The organism is Paraburkholderia sp. BL27I4N3, from assembly GCF_003386115.1.
Classification (GTDB): domain Bacteria; phylum Pseudomonadota; class Gammaproteobacteria; order Burkholderiales; family Burkholderiaceae; genus Paraburkholderia.
This window is the reverse complement of the sequence record NZ_QREJ01000001.1, coordinates 5,169,195-5,190,644: the sequence shown is the minus strand read 5'-3', so window position 1 is coordinate 5,190,644 and position 21,450 is coordinate 5,169,195. Positions and strand designations below refer to the sequence as shown.

The 21,450-nt window shown below is 62.4% G+C and carries 12 protein-coding genes, 2 tRNA genes, 2 rRNA genes and 2 riboswitches; of the genes, 10 read left to right on the top strand and 6 right to left on the bottom strand.

The window, feature by feature from the left end; translation table 11 throughout:
• The first annotated feature begins 54 nt into the window (after positions 1-54).
• A complete protein-coding gene (locus tag B0G71_RS23660) occupies positions 55-2,538 on the top strand; it encodes a CHASE2 domain-containing protein (protein WP_116144620.1) in 2,484 nt (827 codons plus the stop codon).
• Positions 2,535-3,179, top strand: coding sequence for a DUF4136 domain-containing protein (locus tag B0G71_RS23655; RefSeq protein WP_116144618.1), 645 nt, complete (start codon positions 2,535-2,537; stop codon positions 3,177-3,179). The genes B0G71_RS23660 and B0G71_RS23655 overlap by 4 nt, the downstream gene beginning before the upstream one ends.
• 21 nt (positions 3,180-3,200) lie before the next feature.
• Here the strand turns inward: B0G71_RS23655 and bluB are convergent, their stop codons facing one another.
• Genes bluB through cobA form a run of 5 tightly spaced genes read right to left on the bottom strand, consistent with a single transcriptional unit; the run spans position 3,201 to position 6,991 of the window.
• Complete coding sequence (gene bluB / locus B0G71_RS23650) at positions 3,201-3,860, bottom strand: 5,6-dimethylbenzimidazole synthase (protein WP_116144616.1); 660 nt, start codon at positions 3,858-3,860, stop codon at positions 3,201-3,203.
• Entirely contained in the window at positions 3,844-5,142 is a 1,299-nt protein-coding gene (locus B0G71_RS23645) for a cobyrinate a,c-diamide synthase (RefSeq protein WP_116144614.1), read from the bottom strand. Before B0G71_RS23645 ends, bluB begins: the two co-directional genes overlap by 17 nt.
• Before the next feature lie 3 nt (positions 5,143-5,145).
• Positions 5,146-5,748, bottom strand: coding sequence for a cob(I)yrinic acid a,c-diamide adenosyltransferase (cobO, locus tag B0G71_RS23640; protein WP_116144612.1), 603 nt, complete (start codon positions 5,746-5,748; stop codon positions 5,146-5,148).
• Positions 5,745-6,218 (bottom strand): cobalamin biosynthesis protein, encoded by a 474-nt coding sequence (locus B0G71_RS23635; RefSeq protein WP_116144610.1) that lies wholly within the window; start codon positions 6,216-6,218, stop codon positions 5,745-5,747. The genes cobO and B0G71_RS23635 overlap by 4 nt, the downstream gene beginning before the upstream one ends.
• Complete coding sequence (gene cobA / locus B0G71_RS23630) at positions 6,215-6,991, bottom strand: uroporphyrinogen-III C-methyltransferase (protein ID WP_116148825.1); 777 nt, start codon at positions 6,989-6,991, stop codon at positions 6,215-6,217. The genes B0G71_RS23635 and cobA overlap by 4 nt, the downstream gene beginning before the upstream one ends.
• Positions 6,992-7,229: 238 nt before the next feature.
• Positions 7,230-7,481: riboswitch (cobalamin riboswitch) on the bottom strand.
• Between the two features lie 68 nt (positions 7,482-7,549).
• A riboswitch (cobalamin riboswitch) is annotated at positions 7,550-7,843 on the top strand.
• A gap of 188 nt (positions 7,844-8,031) precedes the next feature.
• Here cobA and cobW point away from each other — a divergent pair.
• The 4 genes from cobW to B0G71_RS23610 all read left to right on the top strand — a co-directional run bounded on the left by cobW (position 8,032) and on the right by B0G71_RS23610 (position 14,683).
• Positions 8,032-9,123 carry a cobalamin biosynthesis protein CobW gene (gene cobW / locus B0G71_RS23625; protein ID WP_116148823.1) on the top strand — a complete coding sequence of 364 codons (1,092 nt, stop codon included), beginning with the start codon at positions 8,032-8,034 and terminating at the stop codon, positions 9,121-9,123.
• A 6-nt stretch (positions 9,124-9,129) separates the two neighbouring features.
• Positions 9,130-12,933 (top strand): cobaltochelatase subunit CobN, encoded by a 3,804-nt coding sequence (gene cobN, locus B0G71_RS23620; protein WP_116144608.1) that lies wholly within the window; start codon positions 9,130-9,132, stop codon positions 12,931-12,933.
• Complete coding sequence (locus B0G71_RS23615) at positions 12,930-14,000, top strand: ATP-binding protein (RefSeq protein ID WP_116144606.1); 1,071 nt, start codon at positions 12,930-12,932, stop codon at positions 13,998-14,000. Before cobN ends, B0G71_RS23615 begins: the two co-directional genes overlap by 4 nt.
• 86 nt (positions 14,001-14,086) lie before the next feature.
• Entirely contained in the window at positions 14,087-14,683 is a 597-nt protein-coding gene (locus B0G71_RS23610; protein WP_116148821.1) for a VWA domain-containing protein, read from the top strand.
• A 35-nt stretch (positions 14,684-14,718) separates the two neighbouring features.
• Here B0G71_RS23610 and B0G71_RS23605 read toward each other — a convergent pair whose 3' ends face one another.
• Positions 14,719-15,663: a flagellar brake protein gene (locus B0G71_RS23605; RefSeq protein ID WP_116144604.1), complete on the bottom strand. Its 945-nt coding sequence runs from the start codon at positions 15,661-15,663 to the stop codon at positions 14,719-14,721.
• Positions 15,664-16,319: 656 nt separating this feature from the next.
• Here B0G71_RS23605 and B0G71_RS23600 point away from each other — a divergent pair.
• From B0G71_RS23600 to B0G71_RS23585, 4 genes are all read left to right on the top strand, one after another.
• Positions 16,320-17,850: ribosomal RNA gene (locus B0G71_RS23600) — 16S ribosomal RNA — on the top strand.
• An 81-nt stretch (positions 17,851-17,931) separates the two neighbouring features.
• A tRNA-Ile gene (locus B0G71_RS23595) sits at positions 17,932-18,008 on the top strand.
• Positions 18,009-18,060: 52 nt separating this feature from the next.
• Positions 18,061-18,136, top strand: a tRNA-Ala gene (locus B0G71_RS23590).
• Positions 18,137-18,459: 323 nt separating this feature from the next.
• Positions 18,460-21,341 (top strand): 23S ribosomal RNA (locus tag B0G71_RS23585).
• The 16S and 23S rRNA genes sit together here with 2 tRNA genes alongside, the layout of an rRNA operon.
• The last annotated feature ends 109 nt before the right edge of the window (positions 21,342-21,450 follow it).

The window sequence follows — 21,450 nt, the reverse complement described above, 5'->3', positions numbered from 1 at the left end:
CACGGGGCTGAGCCGTGCATCAGCCCGCTTCCTGGTTTCGAACCAAGCAACCCTTTGCCGACCACTCCTACGCGCCTGAGCCTCGATCCGCGCGCCCGTCTCGGACGGCGCGCCGGCCGCCGCTTCCTGATCGAATGGGTGGGTATCGGCTGTCTCGGCATCGTGGTGATTCTGCTCAGTTCGCTCGGCCGCCTGAGCGCGAGCGTCGATCATCTGGTCTACGACCGCTTTCTGAGCCTGCATGCGCCGCCTCTGCTGCGCGATATCGTGGTGGTCGAAATCGACAACGCAAGCATCGCGCAACTCGGCCGCTGGCCATGGCCGCGCAGTGTTCACGCGAAGCTGCTGGAACAGATCGCCGGCGCGAAGCCCGCCGCGGTGATCTACGACGTGCTGTTCACCGAAGCCAATCCGCAAGACGCCGACCTCGCCCGCGCGATCGCGCTGAGTCCGACCTATCTGCCGATCTTGCTCACCGCGCCCGATGACAGCGGCCGACGCGTCGTGGTCGAGCCGGTGGCGCCGCTCGCGCACGCGGCGGCGGGGCTAGGCCATATCAATCTCGAAGTCGACAGCGACGGCATCGTGCGCAGCGTCGCGCGCTACGAGGGCGACGCCGATTCACGCTGGCCGCAACTGATGGTGCCGGTCGCGCAGGCGGTGGAGCACGGCTCGCTCCATCTGACAGGCTCGCGGCGCGGCCCAGTTTTGCCCGCAGCCGAAACCGACGTCGCAGCCGACGACGGCGGCGAAGGCCGTTTCCTGATCCCGTTCGGTCACAACGCGCAGAACTACACGAAGCTGAGTTTCGCGCGCGTGCTCGCCGGCAATGTGACGCCGGAGCAGTTGCGCGGCCGCATCGTGCTGATCGGCGTGACCGCGTCCGGCTTGTACGACCGCTTCGCGACGCCCGTCTCCGGTGAACTCGGTCCGCTGCCCGGCGTGTATATCCACGCGAACGTGCTCGACACGCTGTTGACCGGCCGCGAGATCGAGCCGGTCTATCCGTGGATGCTGTTCGCGGTGTCGCTCGCGCCGCTTGCCGCGTTGCTGGCCGGATTTCTCGTACTGTCGCCGCGCCGTTCGTTGCTGTTGACCGGCGCACTGTGTCTGCTCGCGGCGGCCGGCAGCGCCACCTTGCTGTACGGCGCGCGGCTCTGGATGTCGCCGGTGCCGGCGATCGTGGGTCTGGTGGCCGTGTATCCGATCTGGAACTGGCGGCGCCTCGAAATGACCATGGCGTATTTGCGCGGAGAACTGCAGCGTCTCGCCGACGAACCTCATCTGTTGCCGGAAACGCCGCAGCGCCGGCGCGAGTTCGGCGGCGACGTGCTGGAACAGCACATGGCGCTGATGGCGCAGGCCGCACAGCGCGTACAGGACATGAAGCGTTTCGTATGGGACAGCCTCGACAGCATGCCCGAGCCGATCCTCGTGAGCGACGTGCGCGGCGTCGTGCTGATCGCCAACCATGCCGCCAAAGCGCATTTCGCGCGGCTCGGTGCGCCGCTGCCCGAAGGCCGGCCGATGCAGGACGTGCTGGGCGGCTTGACCCTCGTAAAGACGATCGACACCGATGCCGCCTCCGATGCCGAAAACAATCTGCTCGCCCGCACGCACTGGCCGGCGCCGCTCGATCCCACGCGCTACGAATTTGCCGCGCTGATGGCGCATGGCGTCGAGGTGCGCGACGCTCGCGAGCGCGATCATTTGCTGCGCTACGCAAACTGCACCAACGGGCAGGGCGAGACGACCGGCTGGATTGCGGGCCTCGTCGACGTGTCGGCCTTGCATGCGGCCGAGCGTCAGCGGGAAGACGCGCTGCGGCTGCTCTCACACGACATGCGTTCGCCGCAGGCGTCGATTCTCGCGCTGGTGGAGATCGAGCGTGCCCGCCGCGAGCCGGTACTCGCGCGCGGCGTGCTCGAACGCATCGAACGCTACGCGCAGCGCGCGCTGACGCTGGCCGACGACTTCGTGCAACTGGCGCGCGCCGAATCGCAAACTTATGTGCTCGAACCGGTGAGTCTGGCCGAGTTGCTGATCGACGCGAGCGACGAAGTCTGGCCCCAGGCGCACGCCAGGCGCATCACGCTGCACACGGAGGCGGATGCTGCCGACGACGGCCATTGGATCTGCGCCGACCGTTCGCTGATGACGCGCGCGCTCGTCAACATTCTGAACAACGCGGTCAAGTACAGCCCGCCGGATACGCGGATCGTGTGCAGCATTGCGAGCCTGACGCCGAAGGGCGTGCCGGCGGCGACGCGCGTGTCGTGCACGATTCGCGATCAGGGCTACGGCATTCCGAAAGAGCAGCAGGCCGGGTTGTTCGAGCGCTTCCGGCGGTTTCACGAAACCGAGCGGCCGGAAGTGGGCGGCGCAGGGCTCGGCATGGCCTTCGTCAAGACGGTCGTCACGCGCCACGGCGGCGATGTGGAGGTGGCAAGCGAGCCCGGCCAGGGCACGGCATTCACGATCTGCCTGCCGGTGCTCGAAGACGCACAGTCGAGTGCCTCGTTCACGCCGCGCCCATGACATATGAACACACACCTTATCGAAGCGAGAATATGGTGAAAGCACTCCTGATCTGTGCCGCGCTGGCGGCGGCAAGTCTCACCGGTTGCGCGGGTCTGAGCGCCGACGTGCATACCGCCGGCGCCGGGAACGCGGCCGCTGCTCTGCAAGGCGAGCGGACTTACGCGATCGCGCGCATGCCGTCGCAGGAGGTCAGCGCGGATCATCCGCAATTCGAGCGCCTGTTGGTGGACGAGTTGGCGAAGCAGGGCTTTGTCGAAACGAAGGGCGAGCCCGCGCGTTATCTGCTCTCGGTTGCCTACGACACGCGGCTGGCGACCATCGGCGTCAATGAAAACGGCTGTACGTCAGGCGACTGCCGGCGCGCGCCCGCTGCGCCGTTCTCTCTGTTCGGCGGTTCCGCGTACCAGCATGCGCTGACGCTGCGGTTTTTCGAGCGCGCGAGCGGACAGGAGGTCTATAAAGTGAGCGCGGTGAGCAGCGACCGCGACGCGGACCCGCAGCATGCCATGCCGACGCTCGTCAAAAGTGCGCTCGCCAGGTTTCCCTTCGATGCGCCACCCGATTGGCGCGTGAAATTGCGCGCCGACGAAACCGGCGGCGTGCCGGCCGTGATGTCGGTGAAGCCGCTTCAGCCGTAAGGGTTATAACGCGCGGCGAGCTCATTCCGGCGCATCGTTGTCTTCCGGCCAGCGGTTTTCGAACACGCAATCGGCGAGCGGCACGCGGCTCGCCCAGCGTTCGGTTTCCAGCATCGGCTCGCTATAAAACCGGTCGACGTGACCGAGACACAGAATCGCCACGGGACGCGCGCCCTCGGGCATGCGCAGCAGTTGGCGAACCGCGTCGACGTCGAACAGCGACACCCAGCCCATGCCGAGACCCTCGGCGCGCGCGGCCAGCCACATGTTCTGAATCGCGCACGCCACCGACGCGAGGTCCATCTCCGGCAGCGTGCGCCGGCCGAAGATGTGGCGCTCGCGGCCGTCCATCAGCGCCATCACCAGCAGTTCGCCGCAGTCCAGCATGCCTTCCACTTTCAGCTTCATGAACTCTTCGCGGCGTTTGCCGAGCGCATCGGCGGTGGCGAGCCGTTCGCTTTCCACCGCATCGTGCAAGGCCGTGCGCAGCGCGGGATCGGTGATCCGCGCGATCCGCCACGGCTGCATGAAGCCGACGCTCGGCGCGTGATGCGCGGCGTCGAGCAGGCGCTGCAGCACGGCCGGATCGACCGGATCGCGCACGAAATGGCGCATGTCGCGGCGTTCGTAGATCGCGCGATAGACGGCGTCGCGCTCGGAATCGTTAAAAGGCTTCGCCATGGAACAGGGCGGCCGTGAAGGCCGGGTTGGAGGGCCAGTAAGCGTGCATGTAAGTCGCCACGATCGAGCCGGCGCGATAAATAGCCTCGCCGGGCGCGTCGCCCTGCGGCCTGGTGGCCGAGCGCAGCGGCGTGAGCGACGTGTTCAGCTTCGAGTAGTGAAACGTGTGGCCGGTCATCGGCCCATGCAGGCTGTCGATCTGCTGCATGCCGAGCGCGGTGAAGCGCGTTTGCATGGTCGCGTGGCCGGGCAGCAGGCCGAGCATCGGTGTGGTTACGCCGTGCGTGTCGGTGAGTTGGTCGAGCAGATACAGCATGCCGCCGCATTCGGCGACGAGCGGTTTGCCCGCCGCCGCGTGCGCGTGGATGCTAGCCGCGCTGTGCGTGTTGCCGGCTAGCGTGGCGGCGTGCAGTTCCGGGTAGCCGCCTGGAAGATACACAGCGTCGGTGTGTTCCGGCAGCGCTTCGTCGGCGAGCGGCGAGAAGAAGGCGACTTGCGCGCCGAGTGCTTCCAGCAGCGCGACGTTCGCCGGATAGATGAACGAGAACGCGGCGTCGCGTGCAATGGCGATCGTCTTGCCGTCAAGCAGGCGCGGCAGGATCTCGGGTGTCGGCGTGCCGAACTCGACAGGCGGCGGCAATGCGGCGAGCGCGGTGCGGCCTAGAGTGTCAGCGGCGTGATCGAGGCGCGCGTCGAGGTCGTCGATTTCTTGCGCCTGATGCAAGCCGAGGTGACGATCGGGCAGTGCGATTTCATCGCTGGCGGCAATGTGTCCGCACCAGCGCAAATCTGGCGGCAACGCTTCTTCCAGCATCTGCGCATGCCGCGCGGAGCCGACGCGATTGGCGAGCACGCCGTAAAACGGCACCTGTGGCCGGAATTGCGCGAGACCGAAGGCGACCGCGCCGAAGGTCTGCGCCATCGCCTTCGCCGAAATCACCGCGAGCACCGGCACGCCGAAGACGGTGGCGAGATCGGCGCTGCTCGGCGTGCCGTCGAACAGACCCATCACGCCTTCGATCAGGATCAGGTCGGCTTCGGCGGCGGCTTGCGCGAGCAGCGTGCGGCAGGCGGTTTCGCCTACCATCCACAGATCGAGCGAGAGGACCGGCGCGCCGCTCGCGCGCGCCAGAATCATCGGATCGAGAAAGTCCGGTCCGGTCTTGAAGACGCGCACGCGTCGCCCCAGCCGCCGATGGTAGCGCGCGAGACCCGCGGTGATCGTGGTCTTCCCTTGACCCGAAGCAGGCGCGCTGATGAACAGGGCGGGGCACGCGGCCATCGCTCAGAACTCCACGCCGCGCTGCGCTTTCACGCCTTGCTCGCGATACGGATGCTTGACGATGCGCATTTCGGTGACGAGGTCGGCGGCTTCGATCAATGCGTCCGGCGCGTGACGGCCGGTGACCACCACATGCAGCATCGGCGCGCGGGCGGCGATTACCGACAGGACTTCATCGAGCGGCAGGTATTCGTACTTGAGCACCGTGTTCAGTTCGTCGAGGATCACCATCTGGTACTCGCCGCTTTCGATCATGCGGCGCGCTTCATCCCAGCCTTTGCGCGCGGTCGCGATATCGGCGTCGCGGTTCTGCGTGTTCCAGGTGTAGCCGTCGCCCATCGTGACGAAATCGCAGTTGGCGATCGCGCCGAGAAAGTCGCGCTCAGACGTGTGCAACGCGCCCTTGATGAACTGCACCACGCCGAGACGCATGCCGTGGCCCAGCACGCGCACGGCCATGCCGAATGCGGCAGTAGTTTTGCCTTTGCCCGTGCCGGTGTTGACGATCAGCAGGCCTTTTTCGACGGTGGCGTTGGCCTGTTTTTTCTCGTGGCCTTCGCGGCGGCGCTCGGTCATGCGTTGATGTGATTCGGGGTCGGTCTTCATGGCAGGTCCTGTTGCTGTGTGTCGTTGTCTGGGTGTTCGGCGCGAGCGGCGTGAGCGGTGGTTGAGGCAATCGCCACGGTGACGCCGGCATAAACGGTTTTGCGCACGAGGAGCGTGGCACGAGGCGCATGGCCTATGACAGATTCACCGAGCCCGGCTGTGGCGTCGGCCGCCGCGCCAAGCAGCGCGCACGGCTCGCAGACGCCGTCCACGCCGAGATGCTCGCGCACTGCCGCCGAAGCCACCGCGACAGGCATCGCCGCGATCTGTTCAAGGCTGAAGAACGTCAGCGGCAGCGCATGACGTGCGCAGAATTCGAGGAGGCCCGCTTCGCGGGCTTTGATGTCGAGCGAGGCGACGGTACGGATTTCGTCGAACGAATGCGTGCCGAGCGCGGCGCGCACCGCAGCTTCGATCTGCTCGGCCGAGCTATGCAAACGGCAACCGATGCCGACGCTCAGCGTTTTCATCGCGTATCCGTTCCGTCCGCTGGCGGCGTTGCAGCGCGTTCCGCATGAGCCGCCTCACGCGCCAACGCGAGCGACGCCACGCCGCCGATCACCACGATTGCCGGCGACCCGAGACCAGCACGCGCGACGATGTCGGCAAATTCACCAAGCCGCGCCAGCGCGTGGCGTTGCTCGGGACGGGTGGCCGATTCGATCGCCGCGCACGGCGTATCGGCGCTCATGCCAGCCGCGAGCAGCGCGCCGACGATATCGTTGAGCCGCCGCATGCCCATGTAGATCACGAGCGTCATGCGCGTGGCCACGAGTGCGGCCCAGTCGGGCTCGCCGCTGCCCGCGCCGTGCCCGGTGACGAACACGACGCCCTGCGCATGATCGCGATGCGTGACCGGAATCCCGATCGCCGCGGGCGCCGCGATTCCCGCCGTGATGCCGTTGACGACTTCCACCTCGATACCGGCCGCGTGCAGCGCCTGCTGTTCTTCGCCGCCCCGGCCGAACACGAACGGATCGCCACCTTTCAAACGCGCGACGCTGCGCCCGGCCCGCACATGTTCGAGCATCTGCGCGACGATGCCTTCCTGCGGTGTCGACGGATGACCGCCGCGTTTACCCACGTAGACGACCAGCGCGTCAGCGCGCGCGAATTGCAGCACTTCAGGATTCACCAGATCGTCGACCAGCACCACGTCGGCTTGCGCCAATGCACGGGTGGCCTTGATGGTCATGAGTTCGACGTCGCCGGGGCCGGCGCCGATCAGCCAGGCGCGGGTCATCGCGGCGTGCACGGCGGGCGCCATGTCGTGACAAGCGGGAAAGGGTAAAGCGCGAAGGGTCGCCAGACGGCGGACGTTGGGGTCATGCAGTGCTACGGATTCAGGCATGGCGCAATGCGTGGTTCGTAGCGAGTTTCACACGAAACTCGCCTACGCGGACACTCTGCGTCGTGCTTTAGCGCCTTCGCATCCGTCCCTCGCGGATTCCGGCGTCCGGCGGCGGGATGTTGCCCTGAGGTTCGCCGCCTCCGCGTCTGGCCGGTATCCGGGCTGGCGGCCTCACGCGCTTTGCCTTCCCGTCCGCATTCGCTGGAAATTGCCGGACAGTGGCTTAAAAAAACGCATGCGCGGCGCAAGTCGATTAAACATCGCGCCGCAGGTCGCTTACCGTTGCGGGGACAGCACAGGTTAAGCGCAGGGCGCGCTGCCTGTTTCCCGTTTAACTGCACACGCGAATGCATGTGCGGGCACCAAACGCGCGCATACGATAGCACATGGCGCCCCGTCCGATAAGCGCTTGCGGCCTGGGGTTTCCTTGACGGCACCGAGCGGCGGGCCTACACTCGCACGCACTTTGGTGCTCGTGTGCGCGCTCGTGCGCATGCAGTTAAACGGGAAACAGGGTGCCCACCTGCCATGGATCGGGCCAACCTGTGCTGCCCCCGCAACGGTAAGCGAAATGTGGTGCTAACTGCCGTGTCAAACGCAGTCGGTTAGCGCCGCGGAGCCGGCTTCGATGTCCACGCGCAAGGCCGCGTCGGCATATCACCACTGGGCGAGAAATCACTCGTCCGGGAAGGGGAAGCGGCGCTTTCGCCAGCCCGGATACCGGCCAGATAACGAAGGACGAACGCCGCGGGGATGCGGCGCTACGTTCATGACTCATTCCCGCTTTCTGTTTTTCTGTTGTCGCGGCAACGCCGACTTTCGTCCCCGTGTTTTGTTATGGTCGTGGCTGGCCGGGCGTCTGCTCCGTTTGCCTCGGCATACGCTGAAAAACACGCCGGCGTGCACGTGCAACTCTACGGATGGACCTCACGATGCAAACTCAAATGCGCAAGATCCCCGTCACCATCGTCACGGGCTTTCTCGGCAGCGGCAAGACTACGCTGCTGCGGCATATTCTTCAGCATGCGGGCGGCAAGCGCATCGCGGTGATCGTCAACGAATTCGGCGAACTCGGTATCGACGGGGAAATCCTCAAGGGTTGCGGCATCGGTTGCGATGAAAACGGCGTCGAAACCGAAGGCCAACTGTATGAACTGGCAAACGGCTGCTTGTGCTGCACCGTGCAGGAAGAGTTTTTCCCGGTGATGGAAAAGCTCGTGGAGCGCCGCGAGCAGATCGACCACGTGCTGATCGAGACGTCGGGTCTGGCGTTGCCGAAGCCCTTGGTGCAGGCGTTCAACTGGCCGCAGATAAAGAACAGCTTCACCGTGGATGCCGTGGTCACCGTGGTTGACGGCCCGGCTGCGGCAAGCGGCCAGTTTGCGGATAATCCGGTCGCCGTGGATGCGCAGCGCAAGGCCGATCCGAATCTCGATCACGAGTCGCCGCTGCACGAGCTGTTCGAAGACCAGTTGTCCGCGGCCGATCTGGTGATTCTGAACAAAACGGACTTGCTCGACGACGCGCAGCAAAGCGCGGTCGAAGTTTCGATCCGCGAAGAAATTCCGCCGCAAGTGAAGATCGTTCGCGCACACATGGGCCAACTCGATCTGCATACCTTGCTGGGCCTCGAAGCGGCGTCGGAAGACACGATCCACTTGCGCCACGATCACCATGGCTCCGCCGACGACGCCGACCACCATCATGACGAGTTCGACTCCGTGGTCGTGCAGGCGAATGCGTCGTCGCGCGAGGCGGTGATCGCCGCGTTGCAACAACTTGTCGAAACCAACACGATCTATCGCGTCAAAGGCTTCGCGGCGCTGCCGGGCGCGGCGATGCGTCTGGTGATTCAAGGCGTTGGGCGCCGCTTCGACAGCTATTTCGATCGACGCTGGCAGGCCGGCGAAGGCGGCCCGAGCCGCTTCGTGCTGATTGGTGAAGACCTCGATCAGCCGGCGTTGCAACGTGCGTTCGACGTGGCGCTGGGCATGCCGTCGAGCGTCGAAGCGCAGCAGGCGTAAGCGCATATGCATCTGCTGCGCACCACGCCGGGCGGTTTCGTCGACGACACGCAAGGCGTGATCCGGATCGATCAGCAGCCCGCGGATATCGTGGTGCTCAGCTCCGCCGACACCACGCTGTCGCTGCTGGCGAGCGTTTTTCCGCGGCTGGGTGAAGGCTTCCCGAGCGTGCGGCTCGCGAACGTCACGTATTTGCGGCAACCGGCGTCGGTGGATTTTTATCTCGAAGACGTCTTGCAGCATGCGCGCGTGGTGGTGGTCGATCATCTGGGCGGCGAAGCGTATTGGCCTTACGGCATCGAGCAGGTGGTGGCGCTCGCCGAGCGCAAGCAGCAGACGCTCGCGATGTTCTCCGGCGATCTGCAGGAGGATCCGAACCTGCTCGCGCGCAGCACGGCAAGCGCGGATCTGTGCCATCAACTGTGGCGCTATCTGCGTGAAGGCGGCCCGCAAAATGCCGAGGCGTTCCTGCGCTGTATCGCCCACCGCGCCTTCGGCTGGGGACGCGAACCTGCGCCGCCGCGCGCGTTGCCCGCGGCCACGCTCTACCATCCCGAACGCGATACGCCGACCATGGCCGACTGGCAGGCGCGCTGGAAACAGGGAGCACCGGTTGCGGCGATCCTGTTCTACAAGGCGCATCTGCAGGCTGCCAACACGGCGGTGTTCGACGCGCTGATCGACGCACTCGAATCGCAAGGTCTGAATCCGCTGCCGATCGCGATTACCTCGCTGAAAGATGCGATGAGCCGCGACGTCGTGCAATCGCTGTGCGCGCAGCACGAGGTGGCGCTGGTGCTGAATACGACCGCATTCGCCGCGTCCGCGATCGACGACCCCGAGCCGCTCGCGCTCGCCGGTGATGCCCCGGTGCTCCAGGTGATCCTGAGCGGCGGCAATCGCGACGATTGGGTCAAGGACAATCAGGGCCTCAATTCGCGCGATATCGCCATGCATATCGCGCTGCCGGAAGTGGACGGCCGCATCATCACGCGCGCGATCAGTTTCAAGGGACTCGCGTACCGCTGTGCGCATACTCAGGTCGACGTGGTGCGTTATCAGGCGGACCTTGAACGCGTGGGTTTTCTCGCCGAACTGAGCCGGCGCTGGTGCCGTCTGCGTTCACTCGATAACGCGGACAAGAAACTCGCGCTGATCCTCGCCAACTATCCGATGAGCGAAGGGCGCATCGGCAATGGCGTGGGACTCGATACACCGGCATCGGTAGTCGGCATTCTGTCGATGCTGCGCGACGAAGGTTATCGTCTGGCCGATTTGCCCTCGGGCGGCGATGCGCTGCTGAAAAAGCTCACCGAAGGCGTGACCAACGATCCGGTCGTGCGAGATCTGCGTCCCGCACTGCAGAGCCTCGCCCTCGACGACTATCTCGCGCACTTCAACGCCTTGCCCGCCGAAACCCGCGAGGCGTTGAACGCGCGTTGGGGCGCGCCGGAACTCGACCCGACGCTGCGACGCGGCCGCTTCATGATCGCGGGCTGGCGTTGCGGACAGGTGTTCGTCGGCATTCAACCGTCGCGTTCGCGCGAGCAGGGCGACTACGCGAGCTATCACGACGCCGAACTCGTGCCGCCGCATGCGTATCTGGCGTTCTATTTCTGGTTGCGTCACCAGTTCGGTATCGATGCAATCGTGCATGTCGGCAAGCACGGCAATCTCGAATGGCTGCCCGGCAAAAGCGTCGCGTTGAGCGATACCTGCTGGCCCGATCTGATTCTCGGGCCGATGCCGCATCTGTATCCGTTCATCGTCAACGATCCGGGCGAGGGTAGCCAGGCGAAACGCCGCGCACAGGCTGTCATCATCGATCATTTGATGCCGCCGCTCACGCGAGCCGAAAGTTACGGACCTTTGCAGGACCTGGAGCGCCAGGTCGACGAATACTATGAAGCGCTAATGGTCGATCCGCGCCGCTCGAAGCTGTTGCGGCGCACGATTCTGGCGACCATCGTCGACCATAAGCTGCATGAGGAACTCAGTCTCGCCGCACCGAACGGACAGGACGATGAAGACGCGCTGCTCACGCGCGTCGATGCGTGGCTGTGCGAGTTGAAGGAAGCGCAGATTCGCGATGGTTTGCACACGTTCGGGCAATCGCCCGACGGCGTGCAGCGACGCGATACGTTGCTGGCATTGGGGCGTTTTCCTGTCGGCGACGGGCAAGGCGGCAAGGCCGGCTTGATCGATGCACTGGCGCGTGATCTGCAGATGGATCATCTGTTCGATCCGTTGTCGGTGGATTGGTCGGCGGTGTGGGACGGTCCGCGTCCCGATGTACTTCAGCGCGTGAGCGATGCGCCGTGGCGGCACTGCGGCGATACGCGTGAGCGGCTGGAGTTGCTGGCGGCTGAGTTGCTGCGAGACCTGTGCGGAGATCGAACGCAAGCATCGGTAACCACGACGGCCGCGGGCTTGCCGCAAGCGGAGCAAGTGATCGAGCGTCTGCGTAACGACGTGCTGCCGCGCCTCGACGCCTGCGGTCCGCAGGAAATGCTTCAGCTAAAGCGCGGCCTCGAAGGCCGTTTCGTGCCGCCCGGGCCGAGCGGTTCGCCGTCGCGTGGCCGGCCCGACGTGCTGCCCACCGGCCGCAACTTCTATTCCGTCGACACGCGCGCGATTCCCACCCAGGCCGCCTGGTCGCTCGGCTTGAAATCCGCGCAGCAACTGATCGAACGGCATTTGCAGGAGAAGGGCGACTATCCGCGCGCCATCGGTCTGTCCGTTTGGGGCACCGCGACCATGCGCACCGGCGGCGACGATATCGCCCAGGCGCTCGCGTTGCTCGGTGTGCGGCCGAAGTGGGCGCCGGGCAGCCATCGCGTGACCGATTTTGAAATCATGCCGATCGAGGCGTTCGACCGGCCGCGAATCGACGTCACGTTGCGGGTGTCCGGTTTCTTCCGCGATGCCTTCGCCAACGTCATGCATTTATTTGACGCCGCCGTGCAAGCCGTCGCCGAACTCGACGAACCCGAGGACCTGAATCCGATTCGCGCACGCGTGCTGCGCGAACGCGATGCGCTGATCGCGCGCGGCATGGACGCCGCCGAAGCGCGCAAGCGCGCCGGCTGGCGCGTATTCAGCGCGCGGCCCGGCGCCTACGGCGCGGGTCTGCAGGACATGATCGACTCGCGCCAATGGCAAACCGACGCCGATCTCGCGAACGCGTATCAGGCGTGGGGCGGTTATGCGTACACGCAAAAGAGTGCGGGCGAAGAAGCGCGTCACGCGTTCGGCGCGCGTCTCGCCGCAATGGACGTGGTGCTGCAGAACCAGGACAACCGCGAGCACGACCTGCTCGATTCGAACGATTACTACCAGTTCCAGGGCGGCATGGTCGCCGCGGTGCGGCATCTGGCCGGCGATCAGCCGAGCGTGTATCACGCCGACCACAGCAATCCGGCGGCGCCGCGCGTGCGCACGCTGCATGAGGAGATCGCGCGCGTGATCCGCTCGCGCGTGGTCAATCCGAAATGGCTGGATGGCGTGAAGCGCCATGGGTACAAGGGCGCGGCCGAAATCGCCGCGACCGTCGACTATCTGTATGGTTACGATGCGACGGCGCGCGTGATCGCGGATCATCAATATGCGCTCGTGACTGACGCGTACCTGAACGACGCAGACACCCGCGAGTTCTTGCAACGGCACAACCCGCACGCGTTGCAGTCGGTCTGCGAGCGCCTGCTCGAAGCCATGCAGCGCGGTTTGTGGCAGGCACCCGGCGACTTTCGCGCGCAAGTCGAACAGCATCTGCTTGCGAGCGAGCGGCAGATCGAAGGAATGCAAACATGAATCCAGCGATGAGCGCGGCTGCCGCGCGGCCCGTTTTTCCCTTTGCCGCGTTGATCGGCCAGACGCCGTTGCAGCACGCGCTGCTGTTAGCCGCCATCGATCCGGGGTTGGGCGGCGTGCTGGTCACCGGGCCGCGTGGCACGGCGAAGTCGACTGCGGCGCGCGCGTTGGCTGAGTTGCTGCCGGAAGGGCAACTGGTGAATCTGCCGCTTGGCGCCAGCGAAGATCGTCTGATCGGCACGCTCGATATCGAAACTGTGTTGCGCGACGGTTCGGTGCGCTTCTCGCCGGGTCTTCTTGCCAAAGCGCATCGCGGCGTGCTGTATGTGGATGAAGTCAATCTGCTGCCGGACGCGCTTGTCGATGCCTTGCTCGACGCGGCCGCGAGCGGCGTGAATACCGTCGAGCGCGATGGCGTATCGCATAGCCACGACGCGAGCTTCGTGCTGATCGGCACGATGAATCCTGAAGAAGGCGAACTGCGGCCGCAATTGATCGACCGTTTCGGCTTGATGGTCGAGTTGCAGAACTGTTTCGAGCCGCTCGTGCGTCAGGCGATCGTGAAAGCGCGGCTGGCGTTCGACCTCGATCCGCAGGGTTTTCGTGCGGGCTACGCGCAGCAGCAGGCGGCCTATGTCGAGCGGATTCGGGTGGCGCGCGAAGCGCTGCCGCAACTCTCATTCGACGACGCCGTGCATGCGCATGTGAGCGCGCTGTGCATCGACGCCGCCGTGGACGGTTTGCGCGCCGATCTCGTGATGCTGCGCGCGGCGCGTGCGTTGGCGGCGCTCGAACAGGCGGCTACGGTGACGACGCAGCATGTCGATCGGGTGGCTGAGGCGGTGTTGGGTCATCGGCGGCATGTTCGCGAGTCGCCGGCGGCGGGTGAGACGCGTGAGAGAGACGGCGAGCGGGAGGCGCCTGCCGGGAGCCGCTCCTCATCCGCGCAAGGCAATACGCCGCCGGCCGCCGCGACCGGCGATAGCGACTGGGGCTACCTCGCGCCCGAGCCGGCCGCAACCACGCACGTCAAGGGCGTCATTCCGCTTAACGTAAAAAAACGCTGAGCCATCGGAAGGGCGCCGCCGCTGACTTGCGCAGCGGTTTTCGATGGCTGCGAGGCGCGGGCACAACTGCCGGTTCGCGCGGGCGCTTGCGCGGCGAGCCGGGCAAGCGCATCGACTGGCCGGCCACGCTCGGCGCGAAGCGCCAGGAGACGCTGCGCGCCGGGCATCTGCACTTCGTGCGCGAGGCGCCGCGCGGCGGCGTGCTGCACTGCTTCGTACTCGATTGCTCGGGTTCCATGCTGACCGGGCAGCGCCTCGCGCTCGCCAAGGGATTGCTGATCGCCTTGTTCGATCGTGCAAGCGCGGCGCGAGCCGAGGCGGCGCTGGTCTGTTTCGGCGGCGCCGGTGCGGATGTGCGTTTCGGCCCCGCTGTGCCGCGCTGGTGGAACGAGCGGTGGCTGAGCCCAGTGGGTGGCGGAGGCGGCACGCCGCTGACGGCAGGCGTTCAGCGTGCGTCCCAGCTGCTGGATCGCTGCGCGCGCCGCAAGCCCGGGCAGCAACGCTGGTTGTGGATTCTGACCGATGGCCGCACGCGTGACATGCCGGCGCGGCCGCCGGATGCGGACGAGGTGGTGTTCGTCGATTTCGAGCGAGAAGCGATCCGGCTGGGCCGCTGCGAAGTGCTCGCCGATGCCTGGGGCGCGCGGCGCTTGATGCCGGAAGAACTGATGCTGATGGGCTGAGCGGCTCGCGGGCCGTGCCGCTCATGGGCGTGCGCTTATTTCAGGCCGCTCGACCAATACACCACATCGTCCTGACGGTCGAATACGAAGACTTTCATCGCCATCTGCTGGGCTGCGTCGAGTTGATCGAGTTCGAGCCCGTGCGTCGAAGGCTCGCCAGGGCCGCTGCCTTTCTGCACGTTGCGGATCACCGCCGTGGTTTCGATCTCCGTGTCGAGATCCTTCGACTTCAGGCGAAACGCAACGCGCAACCGTTCGCCGACGGCGCCGAGAGTCCACGAGGCGTCCAGCGACATGCCGAGCGCGCTGATGCCTTTCGCGAGTCCAACGCCCTCATACGATTCCCCGCTTTGACCGATGCCGAAACGCACCGCAAGGTGCGCGCGGACGCGGATCGATTTGCGTTCGCGCAGGCGGCGGATCACGCCGGGCTTCGACAGCACGACGTAGTCGAACGGCGTACGGCAGATCGCTTCGATCGTGCAGACGAAACGGAACACCGCATGGCTGGCGATCGCGACGATTTCGATGTTTTCGCCGATGCTGAGCGGGAAAATGCGGCCTTCGTGCATGGGCGGAGTGACGAAGAGTGAATGATTCGGCGCGAAACCGATGATGCGGCACGGGTGCATGGGCGCGCCGCTGCCGAGCTGCGAGCGCACACCGACCAAGGCACCGATTTCCAGATGCATGTCCTTGAGCGTCAGTTCGCCGTTGGAATCCGCTTGCGTCTCTGCCGGCAATGGCGGTTGCGTGGTCGCGTCCAGTAAGTCGCCGCGCTGCGGACGGAAGTGTCCGAACAGGAATTTGCGCTCGTCCGTGGTCGCCAGGATGGTGCCGCTCGCGAACAGCAGCGTGCCGTCGGCGTCGACGATCGGCCAGTCCAGGGGCGCGCCTACTGGCACCTGCTCCGGATTCAGCGCTGTGGTTTGGGTTGCGGATGAGGCTTCCTCGACGTGTTCCTCGACTGGATTGTCCATGGTCGGCGGCTATTTAAGTGACGGGGTATCCTGGTTGACGGCTGGCGACTGCGAAACTTTAGTTTTTGCGGTGGCGCCGGCTTTCCAGTTGTTTCGACGCTGCTGTCGGGCGTGCGCCTTGTGTCTATATAGTGAGGAGGCTCGCGTGGCTGTTTTAACAGCGGGGAGGCGCGGCTGCTGAGCACCTGGCTGGCCGTCGCGAGTACGATTGCCTCATGAACAGTCAATTAAATCGGATGCCTAACTAATTGGGCGGCGTTGTTGGAGCGGTCTGTTTCCGCGCCTCTTAACTTTCCGAAAAATATTGCGCGAAGGGGGTTGACGACCTGTCGCTCGTTCTCCATAATCTCGTTTCTCTGCTGCTGATGCAGCGACGCAGAACGAAGCGGTACCGGGTGGTTGTGATGCTGACGACTGGCGGTGCGGGTTCGGTGGTGAATGCGTAATCGATCTTTAAAAATTAACAGCCGATAAGTGTGGGCGCTTGATGCGCGACGCGCCGGCGGGCCCTTCGGGATCTGCCGGAACAAGCGAAAGTATCAAGTCTCACACAGTAATGAAAGGAAGGTTTTTCCATTGAAAGATGGAGAGATCATTCGTCAGTACGTTGAGTGAGCGACCGGTTCTTAACTGAACCGAAAAACAGTAACAGGTTTGAACTGAAGAGTTTGATCCTGGCTCAGATTGAACGCTGGCGGCATGCCTTACACATGCAAGTCGAACGGCAGCACGGGAGCAATCCTGGTGGCGAGTGGCGAACGGGTGAGTAATACATCGGAACGTGTCCTGTAGTGGGGGATAGCCCGGCGAAAGCCGGATTAATACCGCATACGATCTGTGGATGAAAGCGGGGGATCTTAGGACCTCGCGCTACAGGGGCGGCCGATGGCAGATTAGCTAGTTGGTGGGGTAAAGGCCTACCAAGGCGACGATCTGTAGCTGGTCTGAGAGGACGACCAGCCACACTGGGACTGAGACACGGCCCAGACTCCTACGGGAGGCAGCAGTGGGGAATTTTGGACAATGGGCGCAAGCCTGATCCAGCAATGCCGCGTGTGTGAAGAAGGCCTTCGGGTTGTAAAGCACTTTTGTCCGGAAAGAAAACCTCTGGGTTAATACCCTGGGGGGATGACGGTACCGGAAGAATAAGCACCGGCTAACTACGTGCCAGCAGCCGCGGTAATACGTAGGGTGCAAGCGTTAATCGGAATTACTGGGCGTAAAGCGTGCGCAGGCGGTCCGCTAAGACAGATGTGAAATCCCCGGGCTTAACCTGGGAACTGCATTTGTGACTGGCGGGCTAGAGTATGGCAGAGGGGGGTAGAATTCCACGTGTAGCAGTGAAATGCGTAGAGATGTGGAGGAATACCGATGGCGAAGGCAGCCCCCTGGGCCAATACTGACGCTCATGCACGAAAGCGTGGGGAGCAAACAGGATTAGATACCCTGGTAGTCCACGCCCTAAACGATGTCAACTAGTTGTCGGGTCTTCATTGACTTGGTAACGTAGCTAACGCGTGAAGTTGACCGCCTGGGGAGTACGGTCGCAAGATTAAAACTCAAAGGAATTGACGGGGACCCGCACAAGCGGTGGATGATGTGGATTAATTCGATGCAACGCGAAAAACCTTACCTACCCTTGACATGTATGGAATCCTGCTGAGAGGTGGGAGTGCCCGAAAGGGAGCCATAACACAGGTGCTGCATGGCTGTCGTCAGCTCGTGTCGTGAGATGTTGGGTTAAGTCCCGCAACGAGCGCAACCCTTGTCCCTAGTTGCTACGCAAGAGCACTCTAGGGAGACTGCCGGTGACAAACCGGAGGAAGGTGGGGATGACGTCAAGTCCTCATGGCCCTTATGGGTAGGGCTTCACACGTCATACAATGGTCGGAACAGAGGGTCGCCAACCCGCGAGGGGGAGCCAATCCCAGAAAACCGATCGTAGTCCGGATCGCACTCTGCAACTCGAGTGCGTGAAGCTGGAATCGCTAGTAATCGCGGATCAGCATGCCGCGGTGAATACGTTCCCGGGTCTTGTACACACCGCCCGTCACACCATGGGAGTGGGTTTTACCAGAAGTGGCTAGTCTAACCGCAAGGAGGACGGTCACCACGGTAGGATTCATGACTGGGGTGAAGTCGTAACAAGGTAGCCGTATCGGAAGGTGCGGCTGGATCACCTCCTTTCTCGAGCTAAACGCGTCAGTTGTGTAAAAGCAATGCGTTGAGCGCTCACGCTTATCGGCTGTGAAATCAGGACAGACTCAGGGGTCTGTAGCTCAGTCGGTTAGAGCACCGTCTTGATAAGGCGGGGGTCGATGGTTCGAATCCATCCAGACCCACCAAAGTCTTGTCTGGTGTGCTGATCGTCTGAACCTCTGGGGTAGCTGTATGACTGGGGGATTAGCTCAGCTGGGAGAGCACCTGCTTTGCAAGCAGGGGGTCGTCGGTTCGATCCCGTCATCCTCCACCAATCCTCAATGCGTAGCGTTCTGCGGGCAGTAAAAGGCAGAGCGTTGTGCATTGGCGATTGAGCCAGTCAGAGTGATATGAAGCAGAGCTTTATATCGGCTGTCGTTCTTTAACAATCAGGAAGAAGTAGTAAAGAGATTCACGAAAGATCACTTAGAGATGGGTGGTTGAGTAGGTGAATCAGGGTTGTGATTGTATCAATGTATGAAAAGAGAGATCGAAAGATCGCTTTTGGAATACGGCGCAACACGAATACTCAACCTGTAGCGAGGGTGGCGAGCGTGTGATTCCCCGTGGATCATGCAGGAGACACACCCGTTATAGGGTCAAGCGAACAAGTGCATGTGGTGGATGCCTTGGCGATCACAGGCGATGAAGGACGCGGTAGCCTGCGAAAAGCGGTGGGGAGCTGGCAAACGAGCTTTGATCCACCGATATCCGAATGGGGAAACCCGGCCCGTATGGGTCATCCGTAGCTGAATACATAGGCTACGTGAAGCGAACGCGGTGAACTGAAACATCTAAGTAACCGCAGGAAAAGAAATCAACCGAGATTCCCAGAGTAGTGGCGAGCGAAATGGGACCAGCCTGTACTCTTTATCTTCATTGTTAGTCGAAGGCTCTGGAAAGTGCCGCCATAGCAGGTGATAGCCCTGTAGACGAAAACAGCGAGGAAGAACTAGGTGTACGACAAGTAGGGCGGGACACGTGAAATCCTGTCTGAAGATGGGGGGACCATCCTCCAAGGCTAAATACTCGTGATCGACCGATAGTGAACCAGTACCGTGAGGGAAAGGCGAAAAGAACCCCGGGAGGGGAGTGAAACAGATCCTGAAACCGCATGCATACAAACAGTCGGAGCCTCTGCGAAGGGGTGACGGCGTACCTTTTGTATAATGGGTCAGCGACTTACATTCAGTGGCAAGCTTAACCGATTAGGGCAGGCGTAGCGAAAGCGAGTCCGAACAGGGCGATTCAGTCGCTGGGTGTAGACCCGAAACCAGGTGATCTATCCATGGCCAGGATGAAGGTGCGGTAACACGTACTGGAGGTCCGAACCCACTAACGTTGAAAAGTTAGGGGATGAGCTGTGGATAGGGGTGAAAGGCTAAACAAACCTGGAAATAGCTGGTTCTCTCCGAAAACTATTTAGGTAGTGCCTCGTGTATCACCTTCGGGGGTAGAGCACTGTCATGGTTGTGGGGTCCATTGCGGATTACTACGCCATAGCAAACTCCGAATACCGAAGAGTGCAATCACGGGAGACAGACATCGGGTGCTAACGTCCGGTGTCAAGAGGGAAACAACCCAGACCGCCAGCTAAGGTCCCCAAATATTGCTAAGTGGGAAACGAAGTGGGAAGGCTAAAACAGTCAGGAGGTTGGCTTAGAAGCAGCCATCCTTTAAAGAAAGCGTAATAGCTCACTGATCGAGTCGTCCTGCGCGGAAGATGTAACGGGGCTAAGCAATATACCGAAGCTGCGGATGCACATTTATGTGCATGGTAGGAGAGCGTTCCGTAAGCCTGCGAAGGTGCACTGGAAAGTGTGCTGGAGGTATCGGAAGTGCGAATGCTGACATGAGTAGCGATAAAGGGGGTGAAAAGCCCCCTCGCCGTAAGCCCAAGGTTTCCTACGCAACGTTCATCGGCGTAGGGTGAGTCGGCCCCTAAGGCGAGGCAGAAATGCGTAGCTGATGGGAAGCAGGTTAATATTCCTGCACCATTGTTAAATGCGATGGGGGGACGGATCGCGGAAGGTTGTCCGGGTGTTGGAAGTCCCGGTCCTTGCATTGGAGAAGGCGCTTTGGCAAATCCGGGCGCAGGATTCAAGGGTGCGAGGCCATTCACTTCGGTGAAGAAGCAATCGGAAGTGGTTCCAAGAAAAGCCTCTAAGCTTCAGTTTAACAAGACCGTACCGCAAACCGACACAGGTGGGCGAGATGAGTATTCTAAGGCGCTTGAGAGAACTCGGGAGAAGGAACTCGGCAAATTGGTACCGTAACTTCGGGATAAGGTACGCCCCTGTAGCCTGATGCGCCTGCGCGCAAAGGGTGAAGGGGTTGCAATAAACTGGTGGCTGCGACTGTTTAATAAAAACACAGCACTCTGCAAACACGAAAGTGGACGTATAGGGTGTGACGCCTGCCCGGTGCCGGAAGATTAAATGATGGGGTGCAAGCTCTTGATTGAAGTCCCGGTAAACGGCGGCCGTAACTATAACGGTCCTAAGGTAGCGAAATTCCTTGTCGGGTAAGTTCCGACCTGCACGAATGGCGTAACGATGGCCACACTGTCTCCTCCCGAGACTCAGCGAAGTTGAAGTGTTTGTGATGATGCAATCTCCCCGCGGCTAGACGGAAAGACCCCATGAACCTTTACTGTAGCTTTGCATTGGACTTTGAACCGGTCTGTGTAGGATAGGTGGGAGGCTTTGAAGCGTGGACGCCAGTCTGCGTGGAGCCGCCCTTGAAATACCACCCTGGTTTGTTTGAGGTTCTAACCTTGGTCCGTAATCCGGATCGGGGACAGTGCATGGTAGGCAGTTTGACTGGGGCGGTCTCCTCCCAAAGTGTAACGGAGGAGTACGAAGGTACGCTAGGTACGGTCGGAAATCGTGCTGATAGTGCAATGGCATAAGCGTGCTTAACTGCGAGACCGACAAGTCGAGCAGGTGCGAAAGCAGGTCATAGTGATCCGGTGGTTCTGTATGGAAGGGCCATCGCTCAACGGATAAAAGGTACTCTGGGGATAACAGGCTGATACCGCCCAAGAGTTCATATCGACGGCGGTGTTTGGCACCTCGATGTCGGCTCATCTCATCCTGGGGCTGTAGCCGGTCCCAAGGGTATGGCTGTTCGCCATTTAAAGAGGTACGTGAGCTGGGTTTAAAACGTCGTGAGACAGTTTGGTCCCTATCTGCCGTGGGCGCTGGATATTTGAAGGGGGCTGCTCCTAGTACGAGAGGACCGGAGTGGACGAACCTCTGGTGTACCGGTTGTCACGCCAGTGGCATCGCCGGGTAGCTATGTTCGGAAGAGATAACCGCTGAAAGCATCTAAGCGGGAAACTCGCCTTAAGATGAGATATCCCCGGGGCTTCGAGCCCCTTGAAGGGTCGTTCAAGACCAGGACGTTGATAGGTCAGGTGTGGAAGCGCAGTAATGCGTTAAGCTAACTGATACTAATTGCCCGTAAGGCTTGATCCTATAACAGGTGTGTTTTGCAATGATCGTCAGTGCTTCAGCACTGACGGGCATCCCACCCCCGAAGGGGGCAAGGCCACTCAGGTTAAGTGATCGTGTTGTGCCAGAAACA